This is a genomic window from Paenibacillus tyrphae, assembly GCF_027925525.1.
Taxonomy (GTDB): Bacteria; Bacillota; Bacilli; order Paenibacillales; family NBRC-103111; genus Paenibacillus_G; species Paenibacillus_G tyrfis_B.
The window spans coordinates 58,787-74,201 of sequence record NZ_BSDJ01000030.1; the positions used below are offsets into that span (position 1 = coordinate 58,787).

Consider the following 15,415-nt stretch of genomic DNA (forward strand, 5'->3'; position numbering starts at 1 on the left):
ATGGGCGAGTGGTTTATAATAGTGCCAATGAAGCTGAATTTGAATGGAACTACTTTGGCCAAAAGGGGAGAGGTCTATGCTATGGATTCCGATTGACCGGTCGCTCGACATGCCGCTGATCGGGCAGGTGTACGGGCAAATCCGCGACCGCATCTTAAAAGGAGAGCTTCCGTCCGGAGAGAAGCTGCCGTCCACGCGGGAGCTTTCCGGGGAGCTAAAAGTATCGCGCAATGTCGTTCTGGAGGCGTACGACCAACTGCTGGCGGAAGGCTTTCTGATCTCGCGGAGAGGCTCAGGGACGTTCGTGGCGGAAGGCACCTATCTCGAACAGCGCAGGCGGGTGACGGAAGCGATTGCGCCGAGCGCGTATGATAACCTGCTCCGGGAGGAAGGCCTCGTCAATTTCCGCTCGGGCATTCCGGCCTTGGACCGATTTCCACGCAGAATATGGGCGCAGCTGTCTTCGGCCGTCTGGAACGAAGCGTCGTCTGCGGTGCTGGGGTACGATGCTCCCGAAGGGCGTCCCGAGCTGCGGCATGTGTTGGCACAGTACTTGTTGAAAAGCAGGGGGGTGTACTGTCACCCGGACCAGCTCGTCATCACTTCCGGCGCTACGCAAGCGCTGTCTCTGGTGTCCAAGCTGTTGCTGTCGCCGGGCGACGAAGTGATCATGGAAGATCCGATCACCTGCGATATTCAGGCGATGTTTCAAGCCCAAGGCGCCACCATTCGCTTCGTACCGGTCGATGAGTACGGGATGCAGACGGCTTTGCTGCCGCAGGCAAGTTCGCCCAAATTCGCATTCGTTACGCCCTCGCATCAATATCCGCTGGGGGGAGCGCTGCCGATTCAGCGGCGCATTCAGTTGATTCAATACGCGCGTTCACACGATTGCTACTTGGTCGAGGACGATTACGACAGCGAATTCCGCTACGAAGGGCCGCCCGTCAGCTCCTTACAGGGGCTGGAGCCGGACCGCGTCCTCTACATCGGCTCGTTCAGCAAAATTTTATCTCCGGCGCTGCGCATGGGCTACCTGATTCTTCCGATGCCTCTCGTCGAATCCTGCCGCCGGTTGAAGTGGTACGCGGATCTGCACAAGCCTTCGATGGATCAGCTCATTCTTGCGCGTTTTATGGAAGCGGGCTATCTGGAACGGCATATTGGGAAGATGAAGAAGCTGTACAAAAGCCGCAGAGATTGTTTGATCGAATGTCTGCGGTCTACTTTTCCGGGCCAGGTGAACATCATCGGCGATTCGACCGGGCTGCATCTCGTCGCGGAGTTTCCCGGACGCCGGTTCGACAAAGAGGCGGTTCGGGAGATCGAGCGGTGGGGAGTGAAGGTGTATCTGGTGGAAGAGCATGCCAACGACAAAGAAGCGCACCGCAGCCGGCTTATTTTAGGGTACGGTCATCTTCCCAAGGAGGATATTCAGGAGGGGATTGCCCGGCTTAGCCGGGCTCTGCTTGGCATGTAGCTCCGTGTGCGCAAGTGTACACGGAGGGCGGTATTACTCGAACGAGCGAGGCCGGAATTCCGGCCTCGCTTCAAGCTTTAATCCATAGGTCTAGCATTTACCACGGCTTCGCAAAGCCCTGCCGCATTTCGTCGCAGTACTGCTGCAGCTCGGCCTTCAGCCCGTCCAACCACTCAGGGGCCTCCTCCAGCTCGCTGTTTTCCAGCGAAGCAAGCAGTCTGGCGAAGCTGTACAGTTCGGCGAATCTCCGAAACCGCGGGAAGGCCTGCACTATAGCCTCATCCAACGGTCTGACGGAGCGGTACCCGCGCACAAAAGCCTGAAGCTGCGCCTCGCCTTCCGGGCTCCCGTCTTCTAATTGATCCGCAAGCGCCGCCGCAATATCCATAGCGAACCAATGGTACATGGAATCATCGAAGTCGATGACGCTCAACTGCCCGGATTTTTCCTGCCAAAAGACGTTATCCGTCTGAAAATCGTAATGAATCAGACCGTAAGCTTCTTCCGCAGCCGGCATCGATTCCAGCCAAGCCTTCACTCTGGCAAGCTCGGCCATCGCTTCGTTCTCGTGAGGATGCCTATGCAGGACGTTCTCCGCGAACAGGAGCGCTTCCCGCCAGCTGCGTCGCTTTCCGCCCGCCGGTTCGTAAGCCTGGGACAAGGCGTGCAGCGAGGCCAGCGACCGTCCCCACGCCTCGCATGGCAGTTCGTCAACCTCATACAATGGCACTCCGTCGGCTTTGCTGAACACGACACCGTAGTACCGCCCTTGGGGCAACTGCACGGATTCGATAAGCCTGCCGTTTACGGACGGAAGCGGAATGACGCAGGGGAACCCGTGCCGATGCAAGTATTGCATGAATTCCAGCTCCGCTTCGATTTGTTCGAGCGGGGTTTCCTGCTCGAATGCGAATCTTAGAAAATACGCTTTCCGTTTGTGCTTAACGGCGTACACAAAGGTCGAGCTTGCTCTCCAAAATTTTAATGTCCCTTGGTCGTGCTCCCAGTGCGCGATCAGCTCCAGAGCGACCGCGTCGGACTCCAGGCCCTGCACCATGTTTCGTAAATTCATCATTGTGGATCTGCCCCCCGCCATACCATGCGGGAGAACAAAGCCCGGTTAAGCGGCGAGTCCTCCCACCGGTATGCTAATTTGAAGTTCACTCTTCAAAATCGCGTCACTCCCTTCCTGAAGCTAAGGTATGAACCGGCTTATAAGCCATGGATAGATTACCATAAACCGGTAACCGGGTGGTGTGGCTTTTTGACTATAACCAAATTCGCCGCAAAACCGCTGGGGAAGGCTGGTGTACGAACCATTTTGCAGGCCGCACACATACAATGGCTTTTATAAATGAAGAGGAAGAGGAGAGGATGGCATGAGTGATTTCATCGACCAGTTCCATCGGCATTACTATGATAGCCTCGTATGGCAGAATACGAGATGGCTCGGGGTGCAGATCCTGAAAATGCCGCTCGATTTGATGATCTATCAGGAAATTACCTTCAACCCGAGAGGCGATTTGCGCAAAATAAAATGAGGCGCTGTCCCCATTGAGGGGGCAATTGTTCTACAGGAGGATCGGCTTATAGGCCAGCGCCTTGTCCACAATCTCCTCGGCTGACAAGTCTTCGTCGCTCCAAAAAATATAATTGCTGATGCCCGGGTCCGCGACCGAGCTCGTAATCATATCCAGCCAAATGTCCATTTCCCACTCTTCTCCCGAGCACTGCATCACTTGTTCTACAAGCTCGATCAGCTCTTCTCTGCTCAAGTCGCCTGGCAGGACGGATCGGTGATGGAACAGTCTTTTGGCGACAAACTCGGCGCCTTCGTCGGTATATAGCAGCAGTTCTTCGACATCCGGATAAGTGACATTGGCCTTGAGCAGCTTCAGCTTTTCTTCGTACGGCTTCCCGGCATCATGGGCGTTCTGTATTTCCTGCACCAATTCGAAAATTTTCTCGTAAGACAACGTTTGCTCCATCCCGTTCACGTCCTAAGCGATTTTAGATATGAGAAGATTTTTGCCTTGCAGTCGATTTCCAATACGTCTTCGTTCCGTTGCATACAACGACCGCTTTGGAAGGGACTTGAATCCAGATCAGAATCCAATTCAAGATGTCCAAAGAAGACGACAACGCATTTAAGACGATCAAAAAGAGGATGAAAGGGGATAACGCCCCCAATAGGCCCAGCAGGGCCGGAAGTATGATGGATATGACAATAAAGGGCAATAGCGTAATGACGATATATCTCGTTTTGGATACTTGTTCTTCCGTATACACATATCCCCCGAACAAGGTAATGCCGACATAGGTGCTCTTCGATGCGATAAAGTTCGGAATCAGGATTAAGTGCAGCAGCTCATGAACCAAGAGCAGCGATACAACTCCCAATATACTCTTCAAGTCGATCGTGATCAATATCGATTCTGGCAAATAATTACGGAGAGGGACGGCCGAAAACATACTTGCGATCCCAAGGGTCACGATGAGATTGATGATCATGAATGGAACGGACAGGACTAGAGCGCGTATGGGAGATTTGGGCTCCTTCAGCAAGGCCCAGCCGTTGCGGATGAACTCCGCATGCTTTTGTTTGTCGGTTTTCGGAAATCGGTTCCGTATTTTCATCGATTTCACTCATTTCACTCGCTCAACGAATTTAAAATATGAAGCAGATTTTGACGCAAATCTTCCATTTCTTCATTCACGTATTCGTAGTGTCCGTTGATGCCCCGATGAATGATGGTGTTCATCGTCGGATGATGATCCCGGTCTGTCGCTTGGATCAGATCATGGGCGAAAGCGGCGGCTTGATGCTCGCTGTATTGAAATGCGCGCATCAGCATCGCGATCGTCAGCGCATGCGTCTGCGGTTGATCCAGGTCATCCCGGACCGCAACCGCCATCACGGCGCCGAAGCTGAAAGCGGCGATCAGCTGCCGTTCGAGCTCGGTCGTTTCGGTAAAAGGAATCTCGATCAGATCAAACAACCTGTCCGCGAATTCCGTAATTTCAGTGAGTTGTTCCATGGGGTGACATCCTTTCCTGCCGGCAAATTTATCAGAGTGGGTCGGCGATAGCGTTCCATCCTCTGGTATATACGTAATAAGACGGGAAAAGGAAGCAAAAACGGCATGAAGATTCACCGGACTTTGTACGGGAGTGGTTCCCGAGCTCCGTAGAAACTTACTCCTCCGTGCCCTCCGTTACCGACTCCTGGCTGCACAAAACCGTCATCATTTCCTTGAACGAACCGAAGATCGGTCTGACGTAAGGCACGAGATGATCCCTGTTCCTCGACACCTCTTCGCCTAACTCGTGCAAATGATCGTGCAAGAACCATACAACGGGACAGTCTCCGTCTTCTTGTCGCCGCATCGTATCGAAACATACCGGACCTTGGCTGTCTTCGCACTCGGCAAAAGGCACATAGCCTGCCGACAGCAGCGGTTCCCAGGCACTTATTAAAAATTCCAAGGACTGAAGTTTTTCTTCCGAGGACAGCGAAGGCATCTCTATAAATTGACAATCGCCTATGTATTCTCCGTCTACTTCCACATTATCGAATTGCAGAGACACGTAATGATAGCTCATCAAGAACGCTTTAAAAAACGGCGGAAATTCGATCGCATATTCGCTCTCCACCGCCCGGATCTCGTCTTCGTTTACGGTCGAATCGAGGAGCTTCCATTTTACCCAGCCTTCCTCGTCGACTTCTCCGTCCCGCATCTCCTGTGGCACTTTTTCTTGCACATGCATAAAGGCGATATCAACGGCTCTGGAGAAATATGGCTCCAACTGCTCTTTGATCCAAGAAACTTTTTCTATCATCGTTTATTTGAGCTCCTTTTCCAGTTTTCATTTCGGGAATCTCGCATTATACCAGTTTACGAAAATTGGCGAAGCTTCTGCCGGACCAGCCCGCACTTTTGTTCGTAGAAGCACATAGAATATACCATGTCCAACAAGAAAGGATGGTGTGCTATGTCAGCTACTCACGAACATTACCATACCTGTAAGAAATATATTAACAAACGAGTACGAATCGTGACAATCAGCGGAGCCTCGTACGAAGGGCGGATCGTCAAAGTAGACCATAACCGCGTTTACCTGCAAACGGGCTCTAACAACCGCAATAAGGCTACCGTTTCGTTTTTTCCGTTCATCCTTCCGCTCGTCTTGTTTGACCTGTTGGCCATCGTACTCCTCGACCGACCTTTTCGGAGACCTTTTTGCTAGTCGATTCGATCCCCCGTCCCGGGGGATTTTGGCTTGTACGCGGCCCGGTTCCGGCAAAGTGTGATTTAGATCATATCTTTGGCCCCGTATAGACGTTACCATAAAAGTGTAAACGATCTGCGGGGAGGTTTCCAATCATGCCATTCCAAAAAGTGCTAGTTGCTTTTGACGGTTCCGAGCTGTCCGTGAAAGCTCTTCAAAAAGCGGTAGCTATTACTCAGGAAGATTCGGCGGAATTAATCGTCATCCATGTATATCAATCTCCGGTTCTTGCTTATGGTTCCGCCTTCGTCACCGTTCCGGCCACCCTCGATCAGGACTACGAAGAGTATGCCCGGTCCGTGCTGAAAGAAGCGGAAGGGTTGACTACCGGCGTGTCCCGGGTAAAGCACGTGCTGCAGCAAGGCCAGCCGGCCGTTACGATTCTGGAGTATGCGGAAGAAAACGGCGTCGACCTTATTATTATGGGAAGCCGGGGACTAAGCGGTCTTCGCGAGTTTGTTCTTGGCAGCGTCAGCCACAATGTCGTTCAGCATTCGAAAGTTCCGGTGCTCGTAATTAAGTAACGGCAGCGGGTAAGCAAAGCACCTTAACGGGTGCTTTTTTCATTTCCCACGGCGGCTCGCTTCGAGTACAATATGATATAATTTGGGAGTCGATCCCTGCGGAGGAGATTATAAAGCGAAAGGTGAACTATGCCCGTATTTGTACATTTAACGCCGGAGCATTCGATCGCGAATATCGTTCGAAACGGCATCAAGCCGAGCGAAGTGCATGTGGACGGAGTCGGAGACGGCGTCTTCTGCATGCCGTTGATTCACGATTTTTACGCGTCGCATCAATGGCTCCGGGAGCTGAGACGGTTTAACAAAAAGAATATGACCGCCGTTTATTTTAAACTGAGTGACGAGGAGGCCGTCTTTTTCGGCGATTATTACCAGAAACACCGACGGGGAAACGCCGGGCAGGCCGTGAAGGCTTTTTTGGAGCGGGAAGACCGGATGGGCTATCAGGTGATCGTGCCGAGAAAAATCCTCAAGAACGAAATCTTGCGAACCAAAAAGCTGTCCCAGACGATCGGCTGGCGCTTTTATCCGAAGGTGAAAGGAACCAAGAGGTGCCTTTGTCCCGGGTGCCTGCGCGGCGGTGAAGTGAACGACAACAAGCAGATTTTGAGAAAGTACGAGGAGCTGCTGTCCCAACTAAGACAAGCTGAGGAAAAAGAGATCCCGTCGATACTGAGGTCCATCTGGAGGCTGAAGATCGATCACGACCGCCGTATCAAGGACTTTCGGCCGTTGTTGTTTTTGAAGGATTCGTCCAATCCGGACATTCTGGTCGAGTTCGTTGCAGTGATCTCCAAGTTTCGGGGGCCCGAAATCGATGGAATTTTGCAGGGGCTGATGGAGCATCCTAACCCTCATGTAAAGGCTGCGAGCGCGGAGGAATGGCTGCGATTCAAAGGAAGGGGAGATGAGGAATGAGTTTTACCGCCAATGAGGTTGCGGAATGGATGCTGAATGAGGTGAAGTCTGCGGGCATTCTTTATCAAAGCGATGCCGTGCGACATATCTCCGCTCATTTTGGCGAAGCGTTTATTTATGTCAACGAGAACGGGAACGCGTCCATCGATAAGGAAGTGAAGAAGGCGTTCAAGAAGCTGCACAAGGGAAGGGTAGCCTGGGACCGGGACGCTTTCTTCTGGGGCTGGACGTAGGAGGAGCGCATGCTATTGCCTCACAGGTTCAAGAAAGACGGAGAGATCGAGAAGAAGCTTATCACGTATTTAACCGAACAGGAAAGCTACTACCTAGTATCGGACGGCGTGGCGCTGTCTGCAGATCAGCCGAGGCGCTTCACCCACGACGAATCCGTGAAGATCTACAAACGGTTTGCAGAAGCGGACATGGCCTGGATGGGTGTCAGGCACCGGGAGCCAATGATGTACCATTTTGCGGTACGGATCGATCCCCGGGAAAACAAGGCGTACTTAATGGAATATCTCGATATTTTCAACGAAGAAAAGAACCTTCACTTGAAGCATATGGTCGAAATTTTAAGTTGGGAAGAAGGCATATGGAGCTTACACGTTCCGTTACAGCTTACCGAGACGGAGGATGATTATATTTCCGTCGAACATGACCGGCAGGACCATACGATCTTGGTAAAAAAGGCATAAGCTCCGGAAGGAGGGCAGCTCCCGCCAGGAGAAGCAGCCCTCTTTTTTCTATGAAATCAGTTTAAGTCCGATGGCGGACGCGAGGATCAGGCCGATGAACAAGATCCGCCTCCATTCCTTCGGCTCGCCGAAGGCGAACATCCCGAGCAGCGTGCTTCCTGCGGTTCCGATGCCGGTCCATATCGCGTAGGCGGTGCCCATCGGGATGTGATTCATCGCGAGCGACAATAACGAGAAGCTTGTTCCGAGCGTGACGATGAGGAGCAAGTACGAGGTCCAATGGCGTTTCTCCGTCACGCGTTTGAGGGCAACAACGCCGATAACCTCGCACAGTCCGGCGGCCAGCAGAGCAGCCCATGCCATCACGCCTCACCGCCTTTGGCCTCGGCATCCTTCGTAACGAGCTTAAGCCCCAGAACGCCGGCGGCCAACGCAGCGATGAGCATAAGTTTGAGCGGATGCGCCGATTCCCCGAAAAGCACAATTTCGGTAATGACCGTACCGGCCGTGCCGAGCCCCGTAAACATCACGTACACCGTACCGATCGGTAATTTGGCCGCCGAATCGAGAAAGGCTTTAAAGCTAAATACGATAAATACGAGGGTGAGCAGCCATTCCCACCACGCCGTCGAATGCTTCAGGCCTGTGACCCAGACGACCTCCGTTGCCCCGGCCAATATTAACAACCACCATGCTTTGTTCATCCCTTGCTTTTCTCCTCCTTGCTTGCTTAGAAACGCTTGATGTCATTGTAATTCAATAAAGGCATATCGTATAATGATCAATATTAATAATGGCATCATTATTTTTGATATCAGAACGGAGGGATATCCGGTGGAATTGACGGATCTTAAAGTGTTTGCTGTCATTGCCGAGGAGGGAAACATATCCCGCGCCGCAGAACGGCTGGGCTACGTTCAATCGAATGTGACCGCGAGAGTCCGGAAGCTGGAGTCGGAGCTGGGGGTCCCGTTATTTCATCGGCATCCGAAAGGCGTTGTCCTGACGGAAAAAGGCGGCGCCTTTCGCGATTACGCCCTAACGATCCTGAATTTGTCCGAGGAAGCGGTGAGAGCGGTGCGGGAGACGGATTATCCGAGCGGCCCGCTGGCGATCGGGGTGGTGGAAACCGTAAATTGCCGTAATTTAATGAAAGCTCTGGCGGATTTTCAAACCCGGTATCCCGGTGTCTCTCTTTCGATCACGACCGGAACTTCCGCGGATTTGCTTGCCAAATTGCTGAATCATCAGCTCGACGGAACGTTCGTTACCGGCGAGATCGGTTCGTCGAAGCTGGTTTTCGAACATACGGCAAAAGACGAGCTCCGGCTGCTGACCCGGACAACCGGGGAGACATACCCGGATCTTGCCCATATGAAATGGGCCGTTTCGCCGAAGGGCTGTCCGTTCCGGGCGGTTCTGGAAGCGTGGCTTCACAGCGAAGGAATTCCTTTGGCCAATATGCTCGAAGTGAGCTCTCTGGAAACGCTTCTGAGCTGCGTACGTTCCGGACTTGCCGCTACGCTGCTGCCCGAATCCGTACGATCCGGGGAGTTCGAGGAGCTGGGAAGCTACCCGGTTCCGGAAGCGTTTCGCTATACGACAACAAGCTTCGTCCGCCGCAACGATGGATTTTCCAGCAAAGCCTGTGCCGCTTTCGTAGAGATGGTAAAGGTAAACGGGCTGTAACCGCCCTCTGCTTTTATTCAATCAGGTGACGGTTTTCGTAAACCGTCACTTCGCAGACCGGCTCAAAGCCCGATCGCTTATAAATATTAATGCCGTCCGACGAAGCTTGGAGTACGCACCGTCCGGTGCGGCGCTTCCGGGCTTCCGCAAGCAGGAAGTTAAACATGGCGGACCCGAAGCCTCTTCCCCGGCAATCCTGCCTCGTGGCAATGTCGTAGATGCCGACGCTATCGGGAGCGAAAATGAGACAGCCCGTAGAAACGACGTCATCTTGAATCGTTCCGATGTACAGCTTCATGACGGAATGGTTCAGCAGGAGGGAAGCGGGTATCCTCTTATAATATAACCGAACGTTAACAGCTTCCGGCGATTCGCCGAATAAAGAAGCCAGCACGTCTGCGTATTGTTCGATGTCCCGGGCAGACGCTACCTCCTTCAGCTTCAGCTCCGCCGGGCAATTCGTATCCGGCTGCAGCGCGTCCAAGTCGGCGTACATGGCGATATTGATCTCCGCTTCGTTCAGCCCTAGACTTCTTAACGTTTCAAACGTGCAACTGCTGCGATCCTCCCATGACCACAGCGCCATAGGGTATTGCTTCTTGTTGAAGTATTCAACGGTTTCTTCGATCATACTTGTGTCCGACGGCTTCACCTGTTCCTTAAGCCATATCGAATTGTTGAACGTATCGGATGGCAGTCCGCAATCCACTCGAATAAAATCCGCCGTTTCGCGGACATTCATCTCACCGGAATCTTTCGCCAGGCAGGTAGATCTGGTTATAAAATTCGCCCGAACGAGTTGGGCCAGCTGTTTAAGATCTGTCGTCATTGGAAATCCTCCTTGTTAAGCATTTGCTGGAGAGGCTGTGGGAGCTACCATGATTGTACCATTTTTTACCTATGGGTTCACGCTGCTAAGCGATGACTACTTCTCCGGCGCGAACACGACCAGCGGGCCGGTCATCAGATCTTCCAGAGCGCTGCCGTCGTTTAATGCATTATTAATGGCGTTAAATTCCGAGCTTTGGAATAGGATGTTTTGAATTTTCTTGTTGTCGATCTCCCCGCTGAATTTGTCCGCCACTATATTTTGAATGAGCTTATAGACCTGATTGTTGGAAAGCAAAGCCTTGCAGTACAGCTCCCACGCCATTTGAACAAATCGAAAATTCCCACGGTAGCTCTCACCTCATGAAAAGTTATGTTAGTATTATATCGTCCGGATGGAGATTCTTGTTAACCGAAGGAGAGGGTTTGCGTGGCAGTAACGATCATTGTGGGAGATTTGCTGGAGGCTAAGGAAGACATCGTTGGCCATCAAGTCAATTGCCAAGCCGTGATGGGCTCGGGAGTAGCGAAATTATTAAAAACGAAATATCCGAACCTGTATACGTCCTACCTGGATTATTGCAAAGATAAGGCTCCGGAGGAGCTTCTCGGAACCCTTCAGCTTGTAGCCGTGCAAGGGAAGTTCGTCGCGAACATCTTCGGCCAATTGACCTATGGGCGATCGAAGAAAGTGTATACGGATTATGCCGCACTAAAAGAGGCCCTGCTCTCGTTAAAAAACTATGCGCAAGAGCACGGGTTAACGGTGGCGCTTCCCTATGGGATCGGCTGCGGGTTAGCCAACGGTTCTTGGGAGATTGTGGGGAAGATGCTGGAAGAAGCGTTCGACGATTACGAAGTGACGCTTTACCAAATCCAATAAGCGCTAAAAAGGGGGGGAGGAGCGGTGCTTGTCGCACAAGCGCTCCTTTCTTTAACCTCCGTTAGAGCCGCGCTCCATGCCGGCGCAGCAGCTCCGCAACGCGCTCGTTCCCATGCCTGACGGCGAGCCCCAAGGCTGTATCTCCGCCTTCCGTCTTGGCGTTGACGTCGGCTCCATGCTCCATGAGCAAGCGAACGAGCTCTATGTTATCGTCGTGAAATGCGGCCGTATGCAGACAAGTGTGACCGTTGCTGTCGAAGATATTCGTTCGGGCCCCGCAGGTCAAAAGCAGCCGGATGACCTCCGGATCCCGTTCCCCCGCAATCGCGGCATGCAGCGCGGTATTCGAAGGAATATAAGAAATTTTGGAATGCGACACGGCATTCACATCCGCACCATAGTCCAGCAGAACCTGTACGGCAGCTTTATTGCCGAAATGCGCCGCGAACCCCAAGGGGGTCAGGCCGTCTCCGTTCTCCGTATGGGCGAGGCTCGGATGAGCCTCCAGCATGTCTTGCAGCCGCGAGGCATCCCCCGATTGTGCCGCTTGAAATACGTCATCAATGCTTGGAATAAGCTCCATTTCATTTTCCTCCATTTCCGCAGGTCGTCCGTTCTGTTCTTAACTTATCACACTGCGTGCAGCATATGCTTCTCGAAAATCACTTTTTTTGACAGAACCGGGAGGGTGAGGCGCCAAAGCGCTTCGAAAAAAGACCGCTGAACGAGCTTGGACTCTGAAATCCGACGCTCAAGCAAATATCCGTTATCGACGTATCGGTTCGCAGAAGAAGTCTTTTGGCTTCTTGAAGTCGGAGTTCGGTCAAATATTGGTGGGGAGACTGACCGAATAACTGCTTGTAGCTCCTAAGAAAATGATTTGGCGATAAGCAAGCCGCTCCTGCGACCTCTTCCAAGGTGATCGGCTTGGCATAGTAAGCGGCCATATAATCGTGCCCGATACTGACCCTCCTGAACAATTCCTCCCGTGTCGACGCTTTCCGCGACGGCAGCTTCAGCATCTCCCGATGAACCTGGCGATGGACTTGCACAAGCCTCTGCGCTAAATCACGCAATTGTTCATCCAGCCAGACGCCATCCTCCAGTCTGTTCCCATATTCCGCCTTTATTTTCAATAATGCCGGAGCGAGCCATTCGTCGTTGCAGTAAGTTTTTTCGACAAAGTCAATGGGCCCCGGGTTCAAGGAAAGCGGGTCGTCCAGCAGTTTCTCCTCGGAGGCGATCAAGCTGCGGTAGACCTCTTCGGCCAGTTGGTCCGGAAAAAAGATACAGAAGGATTCTACGGACGTCTCCGCTTCAATCGTAATCGAGTACTCCTGGCCGCGATTTAACAGCAGATAGCTGCCCTCGCCGACCGCGAAGTGTCCGTGGCCCGCTTCATAGAAGGCTCTTCCGTTGCGGAACGTTTTTATGGATAATGCGCCGTTACCCTTCCAGAAATAATTGCTGCTACTGGCGTGCAGAAACGGAAGGAAATTAAGCGGAGTCATGGCGTTCACCTTTCAAAAATGCTGTATTCCTTATGTCTTCTTGGCCGTGCCTGCCATCTCCTGCTCCAAAAGTGTGTGAAAATTTACATAAAAATGGAAATGTTCACATCCGATATATGTACCATGAGCTAACGCGTCTCTATGAGATGGAGCTGCACGGAAAAAACTTCTCAGAAAAGGTGTTGTAAAAAATATGAAGATTGTATTGATCATCATAGTGTGCATCATCGCGGCCGTAGGCGCATTACTGCTGTGGGGCAGCCGCCTAAACGCCAAAATGAATAAGGAAAGAAAAGAGCTGGAAACCAAATACGAGCTGTCCAAGGACAAGCGGCGCTTGCTTGCTTATGGCGCAATCCTTGCACTGTACCGGAGAGAATCGACGCGGGTTCTTGAGATCAAATCGGATCGGGAGGAATTAAGGCAAGGTCTGGAATCCGCTTGGGGAATATCCGGCAGAGACGATGCCATCGATATATTGGAATGGTTAATAAATGAAGGGCATCGAACAAGATATAACGAAGTTTATGCGGCTTTGAAATCCGGCGACCCGATTGTAGAAGAGGAGCTTGGCAAATCCAAGTCGTGCTACGAAGAAGCGAAACAGGTCATCAAAAGTAAGCTGAAGTTTACCGACGAAGACTTCAACGCGATTGAAACGATTGCCGCGTGGGATTACGATCGCGCGATCAATATTGCAAGATGGAGCCATGCCATGGATTACATTACGGAGGAAGAGGCATGGGAGTATATTGAGGAGGCGGCCAAGAAAGCCAGCAAAACGTTTCTGGACTGGAAATATTACTATATCTCGTTTGCTTTCGGCAGGGCGATTGCTTACGAAGGAAGCATCTACGATACGGTGTGGGAGGCCAAAAGAGATCTGTTCGAAGACCCTGGCAGCGTCTGGAGTGAATTCCCGTTTAGGCTGAGTGCTTAAGATCATAGTTACGTGCCTGCCGGCCCGGCGGGCTTTTTTATGCTGGGGAGAACCGGTGAAGAGTTGAAAGTAATCCAATAATTGGCTATATTTTTGTATAGATTGATTTATAGAGGGGTTGAGTGATTGAGTCGAACCAAACCTTTGGGCATCATCTTAATTGGGAGTTTTTATGTCTTTGGTTCTGTTGTTTTGTTGTTATCGTTATTCGTGTATGAGTTACCTTTCGAAAAGTATGGAATAGCAGCCAGATTCGGCTTGCCGAATGTTCCAGAGCATCTTGCCCGATTTCTGGTAGGGGTTTCCTCGCTCGTCATGGCTTATGGGTACTTGAAGCTCATGCGTTGGGGATATTGGCTCATGGTTGCGTATTCCATTTATTTTTTGACCGTAAGCGGTTACTTGTTCGTTCTGTACAAGGATCAGCCATTCCTAGGAAATATCATTTGGTCGCTGATCGTTATAGCCTATAGCTATTCTAAGCGAAATCATTTTATAGAAGCCTCAGCAAATTAGGGCAGGTGGATAAATCGATATGATTGAATTAGAGCGACTGCATCATGTAACCGTTGCTACAAGAAACTTGGAGGAAGCGAAGCATTTTTATTCTGAAGTTCTTCAATTTAAGGAGCTCGCACGCCCTCCGTTTAAGTCAAAAGGGGTATGGTACGATTTGGGGGAACAGCAGCTTCATGTCGTAGAGAATCCCCATAGCGAAACGCTTCGGGCGAATGGATTAAATTCGTTAGAAGGTCACTTTTCGATTTGGGTGAAGAGCTACGGCAAAACGCTGCAATGGCTGGAGGAGGCAGGCATCGAGTACGAGGCCGAGCCTGACAGCGCGGCAGGTTTTTCACAGATCTATATATTGGACAGAGACAATAATGTCATAGAATTTGCGGCTTCGTATAATTCGTAGCTGATGCCCGCCAATCCAGTCGGACTTTTTTTCGACCGCTCTTTCCACATAAAAAAAAACTCCTCCGGATGATCCGAAAGAGTCTGTTACATCAATTTTGCAATTAACGATGATTACACTCCAAAATAAATTTTGGCAGCGGCGATGTCGGCATCGTATTGAGCCGTGATCCGATCCAGTTCAAACTGATCGAAGGCATGATTCCAATCGTATGTCAACAATTTGTCCAATTCCGCTTTGTAGGAATCGAATGTTTTGTAATGTACTAGGTTCAATCGCGGCTCGCCGTATCCCATACCTTTAAAATATACGGTCGCCGTTGCGATATCAGCGTAGTATTGTTTATAGTGTTCGTCGAGCTCCCATTGATCGTAGGCATGGTTTAAATCAATCGTCAGCTGCTTGTCCAACGCAGTTTTGTAAGTTGCAAACGAATTATAGCTGTGCAAATTGACCAGCGGATGGGCGGAAGCGGCAGACGTAACAGCAAAAAGAGACGCAGCAACTACAGTCGATAACAGCAACGATTTAAAAGTTTTCACTAGGAATCCCTCCAATAATTGTATATTTTTTCTACAATGCAATCATATAGTACGTGGGAAGCAGAGACAATACATTTACCAAAAATTAACAATATGTGCTGCAACAAAGCATAGATGCGCTAAAATGAATACTGGCCGACGAGACGGACAATTCCGATAAAAAAGAGAACGAGTGTATTGAAATTTTGTGAAGAAT

General features: G+C 51.0%; 24 protein-coding genes. 12 read left to right on the top strand and 12 right to left on the bottom strand.

Features of this window, described 5'->3' with window-relative positions; all coding sequences use genetic code 11:
- Positions 1–76 precede the first annotated feature (76 nt).
- Positions 77–1,480: a PLP-dependent aminotransferase family protein gene (locus QMG93_RS27280; RefSeq protein ID WP_281942166.1), complete on the top strand. Its 1,404-nt coding sequence runs from the start codon at positions 77–79 to the stop codon at positions 1,478–1,480.
- Between the two features lie 97 nt (positions 1,481–1,577).
- Here the strand turns inward: QMG93_RS27280 and QMG93_RS27285 are convergent, their stop codons facing one another.
- Positions 1,578–2,555, bottom strand: a complete 978-nt coding sequence (locus QMG93_RS27285; protein ID WP_281942168.1) for a phosphotransferase enzyme family protein — start codon at positions 2,553–2,555, stop codon at positions 1,578–1,580.
- A gap of 304 nt (positions 2,556–2,859) precedes the next feature.
- Between QMG93_RS27285 and QMG93_RS27290 the strand changes: the two genes are divergently transcribed.
- Positions 2,860–3,021, top strand: coding sequence for a CmcI family methyltransferase (locus tag QMG93_RS27290; protein WP_281942170.1), 162 nt, complete (start codon positions 2,860–2,862; stop codon positions 3,019–3,021).
- Between the two features lie 30 nt (positions 3,022–3,051).
- Here QMG93_RS27290 and QMG93_RS27295 read toward each other — a convergent pair whose 3' ends face one another.
- The 4 genes from QMG93_RS27295 to QMG93_RS27310 all read right to left on the bottom strand — a co-directional run bounded on the left by QMG93_RS27295 (position 3,052) and on the right by QMG93_RS27310 (position 5,320).
- Complete coding sequence (locus QMG93_RS27295; protein WP_281942172.1) at positions 3,052–3,468, bottom strand: e9imm peptide; 417 nt, start codon at positions 3,466–3,468, stop codon at positions 3,052–3,054.
- Between the two features lie 22 nt (positions 3,469–3,490).
- On the bottom strand, positions 3,491–4,117 hold the full coding sequence (locus QMG93_RS27300; protein ID WP_281942174.1) for a DUF3267 domain-containing protein: 627 nt from the start codon (positions 4,115–4,117) through the stop codon (positions 3,491–3,493).
- 14 nt (positions 4,118–4,131) lie between these two features.
- Entirely contained in the window at positions 4,132–4,518 is a 387-nt protein-coding gene (gene imm48 / locus QMG93_RS27305) for an Imm48 family immunity protein (protein WP_281942175.1), read from the bottom strand.
- 157 nt (positions 4,519–4,675) lie between these two features.
- Complete coding sequence (locus tag QMG93_RS27310; protein ID WP_281942177.1) at positions 4,676–5,320, bottom strand: SMI1/KNR4 family protein; 645 nt, start codon at positions 5,318–5,320, stop codon at positions 4,676–4,678.
- 216 nt (positions 5,321–5,536) lie between these two features.
- Between QMG93_RS27310 and QMG93_RS27315 the strand changes: the two genes are divergently transcribed.
- The 5 genes from QMG93_RS27315 (at position 5,537) to QMG93_RS27335 (ending at position 7,907) form a co-directional block, all read left to right on the top strand.
- The gene (locus QMG93_RS27315; RefSeq protein ID WP_413789343.1) at positions 5,537–5,728 is read left to right on the top strand and encodes a hypothetical protein; all 192 of its coding nucleotides are present in this window, start codon (positions 5,537–5,539) and stop codon (positions 5,726–5,728) included.
- 137 nt (positions 5,729–5,865) lie between these two features.
- Positions 5,866–6,294: a universal stress protein gene (locus QMG93_RS27320; RefSeq protein ID WP_281942181.1), complete on the top strand. Its 429-nt coding sequence runs from the start codon at positions 5,866–5,868 to the stop codon at positions 6,292–6,294.
- A 129-nt stretch (positions 6,295–6,423) separates the two neighbouring features.
- Positions 6,424–7,212: a hypothetical protein gene (locus tag QMG93_RS27325; protein WP_281942183.1), complete on the top strand. Its 789-nt coding sequence runs from the start codon at positions 6,424–6,426 to the stop codon at positions 7,210–7,212.
- Positions 7,209–7,445 carry a DUF6953 family protein gene (locus QMG93_RS27330; RefSeq protein WP_010504029.1) on the top strand — a complete coding sequence of 79 codons (237 nt, stop codon included), beginning with the start codon at positions 7,209–7,211 and terminating at the stop codon, positions 7,443–7,445. The genes QMG93_RS27325 and QMG93_RS27330 overlap by 4 nt, the downstream gene beginning before the upstream one ends.
- Positions 7,446–7,454: 9 nt before the next feature.
- Positions 7,455–7,907: a hypothetical protein gene (locus QMG93_RS27335; protein ID WP_281942188.1), complete on the top strand. Its 453-nt coding sequence runs from the start codon at positions 7,455–7,457 to the stop codon at positions 7,905–7,907.
- 48 nt (positions 7,908–7,955) lie between these two features.
- Here the strand turns inward: QMG93_RS27335 and QMG93_RS27340 are convergent, their stop codons facing one another.
- Both QMG93_RS27340 and QMG93_RS27345 read right to left on the bottom strand, forming a co-directional pair.
- Positions 7,956–8,270, bottom strand: coding sequence for a DMT family transporter (locus QMG93_RS27340; RefSeq protein WP_281942190.1), 315 nt, complete (start codon positions 8,268–8,270; stop codon positions 7,956–7,958).
- Complete coding sequence (locus QMG93_RS27345) at positions 8,270–8,611, bottom strand: DMT family transporter (protein ID WP_281942192.1); 342 nt, start codon at positions 8,609–8,611, stop codon at positions 8,270–8,272. Before QMG93_RS27345 ends, QMG93_RS27340 begins: the two co-directional genes overlap by 1 nt.
- A 130-nt stretch (positions 8,612–8,741) precedes the next feature.
- Here QMG93_RS27345 and QMG93_RS27350 point away from each other — a divergent pair, with 130 nt between their 5' ends.
- The gene (locus tag QMG93_RS27350) at positions 8,742–9,596 is read left to right on the top strand and encodes a LysR family transcriptional regulator (RefSeq protein ID WP_281942194.1); all 855 of its coding nucleotides are present in this window, start codon (positions 8,742–8,744) and stop codon (positions 9,594–9,596) included.
- A 13-nt stretch (positions 9,597–9,609) separates the two neighbouring features.
- On the opposite strand, the gene QMG93_RS27355 is transcribed toward QMG93_RS27350, so the two are convergent.
- Both QMG93_RS27355 and QMG93_RS27360 read right to left on the bottom strand, forming a co-directional pair.
- Positions 9,610–10,425: a GNAT family N-acetyltransferase gene (locus QMG93_RS27355; protein WP_281942196.1), complete on the bottom strand. Its 816-nt coding sequence runs from the start codon at positions 10,423–10,425 to the stop codon at positions 9,610–9,612.
- 96 nt (positions 10,426–10,521) lie between these two features.
- Entirely contained in the window at positions 10,522–10,749 is a 228-nt protein-coding gene (locus QMG93_RS27360; protein WP_281942198.1) for a hypothetical protein, read from the bottom strand.
- 105 nt (positions 10,750–10,854) lie between these two features.
- Between QMG93_RS27360 and QMG93_RS27365 the strand changes: the two genes are divergently transcribed.
- Positions 10,855–11,307: a macro domain-containing protein gene (locus QMG93_RS27365; RefSeq protein ID WP_281942199.1), complete on the top strand. Its 453-nt coding sequence runs from the start codon at positions 10,855–10,857 to the stop codon at positions 11,305–11,307.
- Positions 11,308–11,368: 61 nt separating this feature from the next.
- On the opposite strand, the gene QMG93_RS27370 is transcribed toward QMG93_RS27365, so the two are convergent.
- A complete protein-coding gene (locus QMG93_RS27370) occupies positions 11,369–11,890 on the bottom strand; it encodes an ankyrin repeat domain-containing protein (RefSeq protein WP_281942201.1) in 522 nt (173 codons plus the stop codon).
- Between the two features lie 79 nt (positions 11,891–11,969).
- Positions 11,970–12,818 carry a helix-turn-helix domain-containing protein gene (locus tag QMG93_RS27375; RefSeq protein WP_281942204.1) on the bottom strand — a complete coding sequence of 283 codons (849 nt, stop codon included), beginning with the start codon at positions 12,816–12,818 and terminating at the stop codon, positions 11,970–11,972.
- Positions 12,819–13,011: 193 nt separating this feature from the next.
- Here QMG93_RS27375 and QMG93_RS27380 point away from each other — a divergent pair, with 193 nt between their 5' ends.
- The 3 genes from QMG93_RS27380 to QMG93_RS27390 all read left to right on the top strand — a co-directional run bounded on the left by QMG93_RS27380 (position 13,012) and on the right by QMG93_RS27390 (position 14,677).
- On the top strand, positions 13,012–13,758 hold the full coding sequence (locus QMG93_RS27380) for a DUF1266 domain-containing protein (RefSeq protein ID WP_281942205.1): 747 nt from the start codon (positions 13,012–13,014) through the stop codon (positions 13,756–13,758).
- 126 nt (positions 13,759–13,884) lie between these two features.
- Positions 13,885–14,274: a hypothetical protein gene (locus QMG93_RS27385; RefSeq protein ID WP_281942207.1), complete on the top strand. Its 390-nt coding sequence runs from the start codon at positions 13,885–13,887 to the stop codon at positions 14,272–14,274.
- Between the two features lie 19 nt (positions 14,275–14,293).
- The gene (locus QMG93_RS27390) at positions 14,294–14,677 is read left to right on the top strand and encodes a VOC family protein (protein WP_281942208.1); all 384 of its coding nucleotides are present in this window, start codon (positions 14,294–14,296) and stop codon (positions 14,675–14,677) included.
- Positions 14,678–14,790: 113 nt separating this feature from the next.
- On the opposite strand, the gene QMG93_RS27395 is transcribed toward QMG93_RS27390, so the two are convergent.
- A complete protein-coding gene (locus tag QMG93_RS27395) occupies positions 14,791–15,219 on the bottom strand; it encodes a hypothetical protein (RefSeq protein ID WP_281942210.1) in 429 nt (142 codons plus the stop codon).
- Between the last annotated feature and the right edge of the window lie 196 nt (positions 15,220–15,415).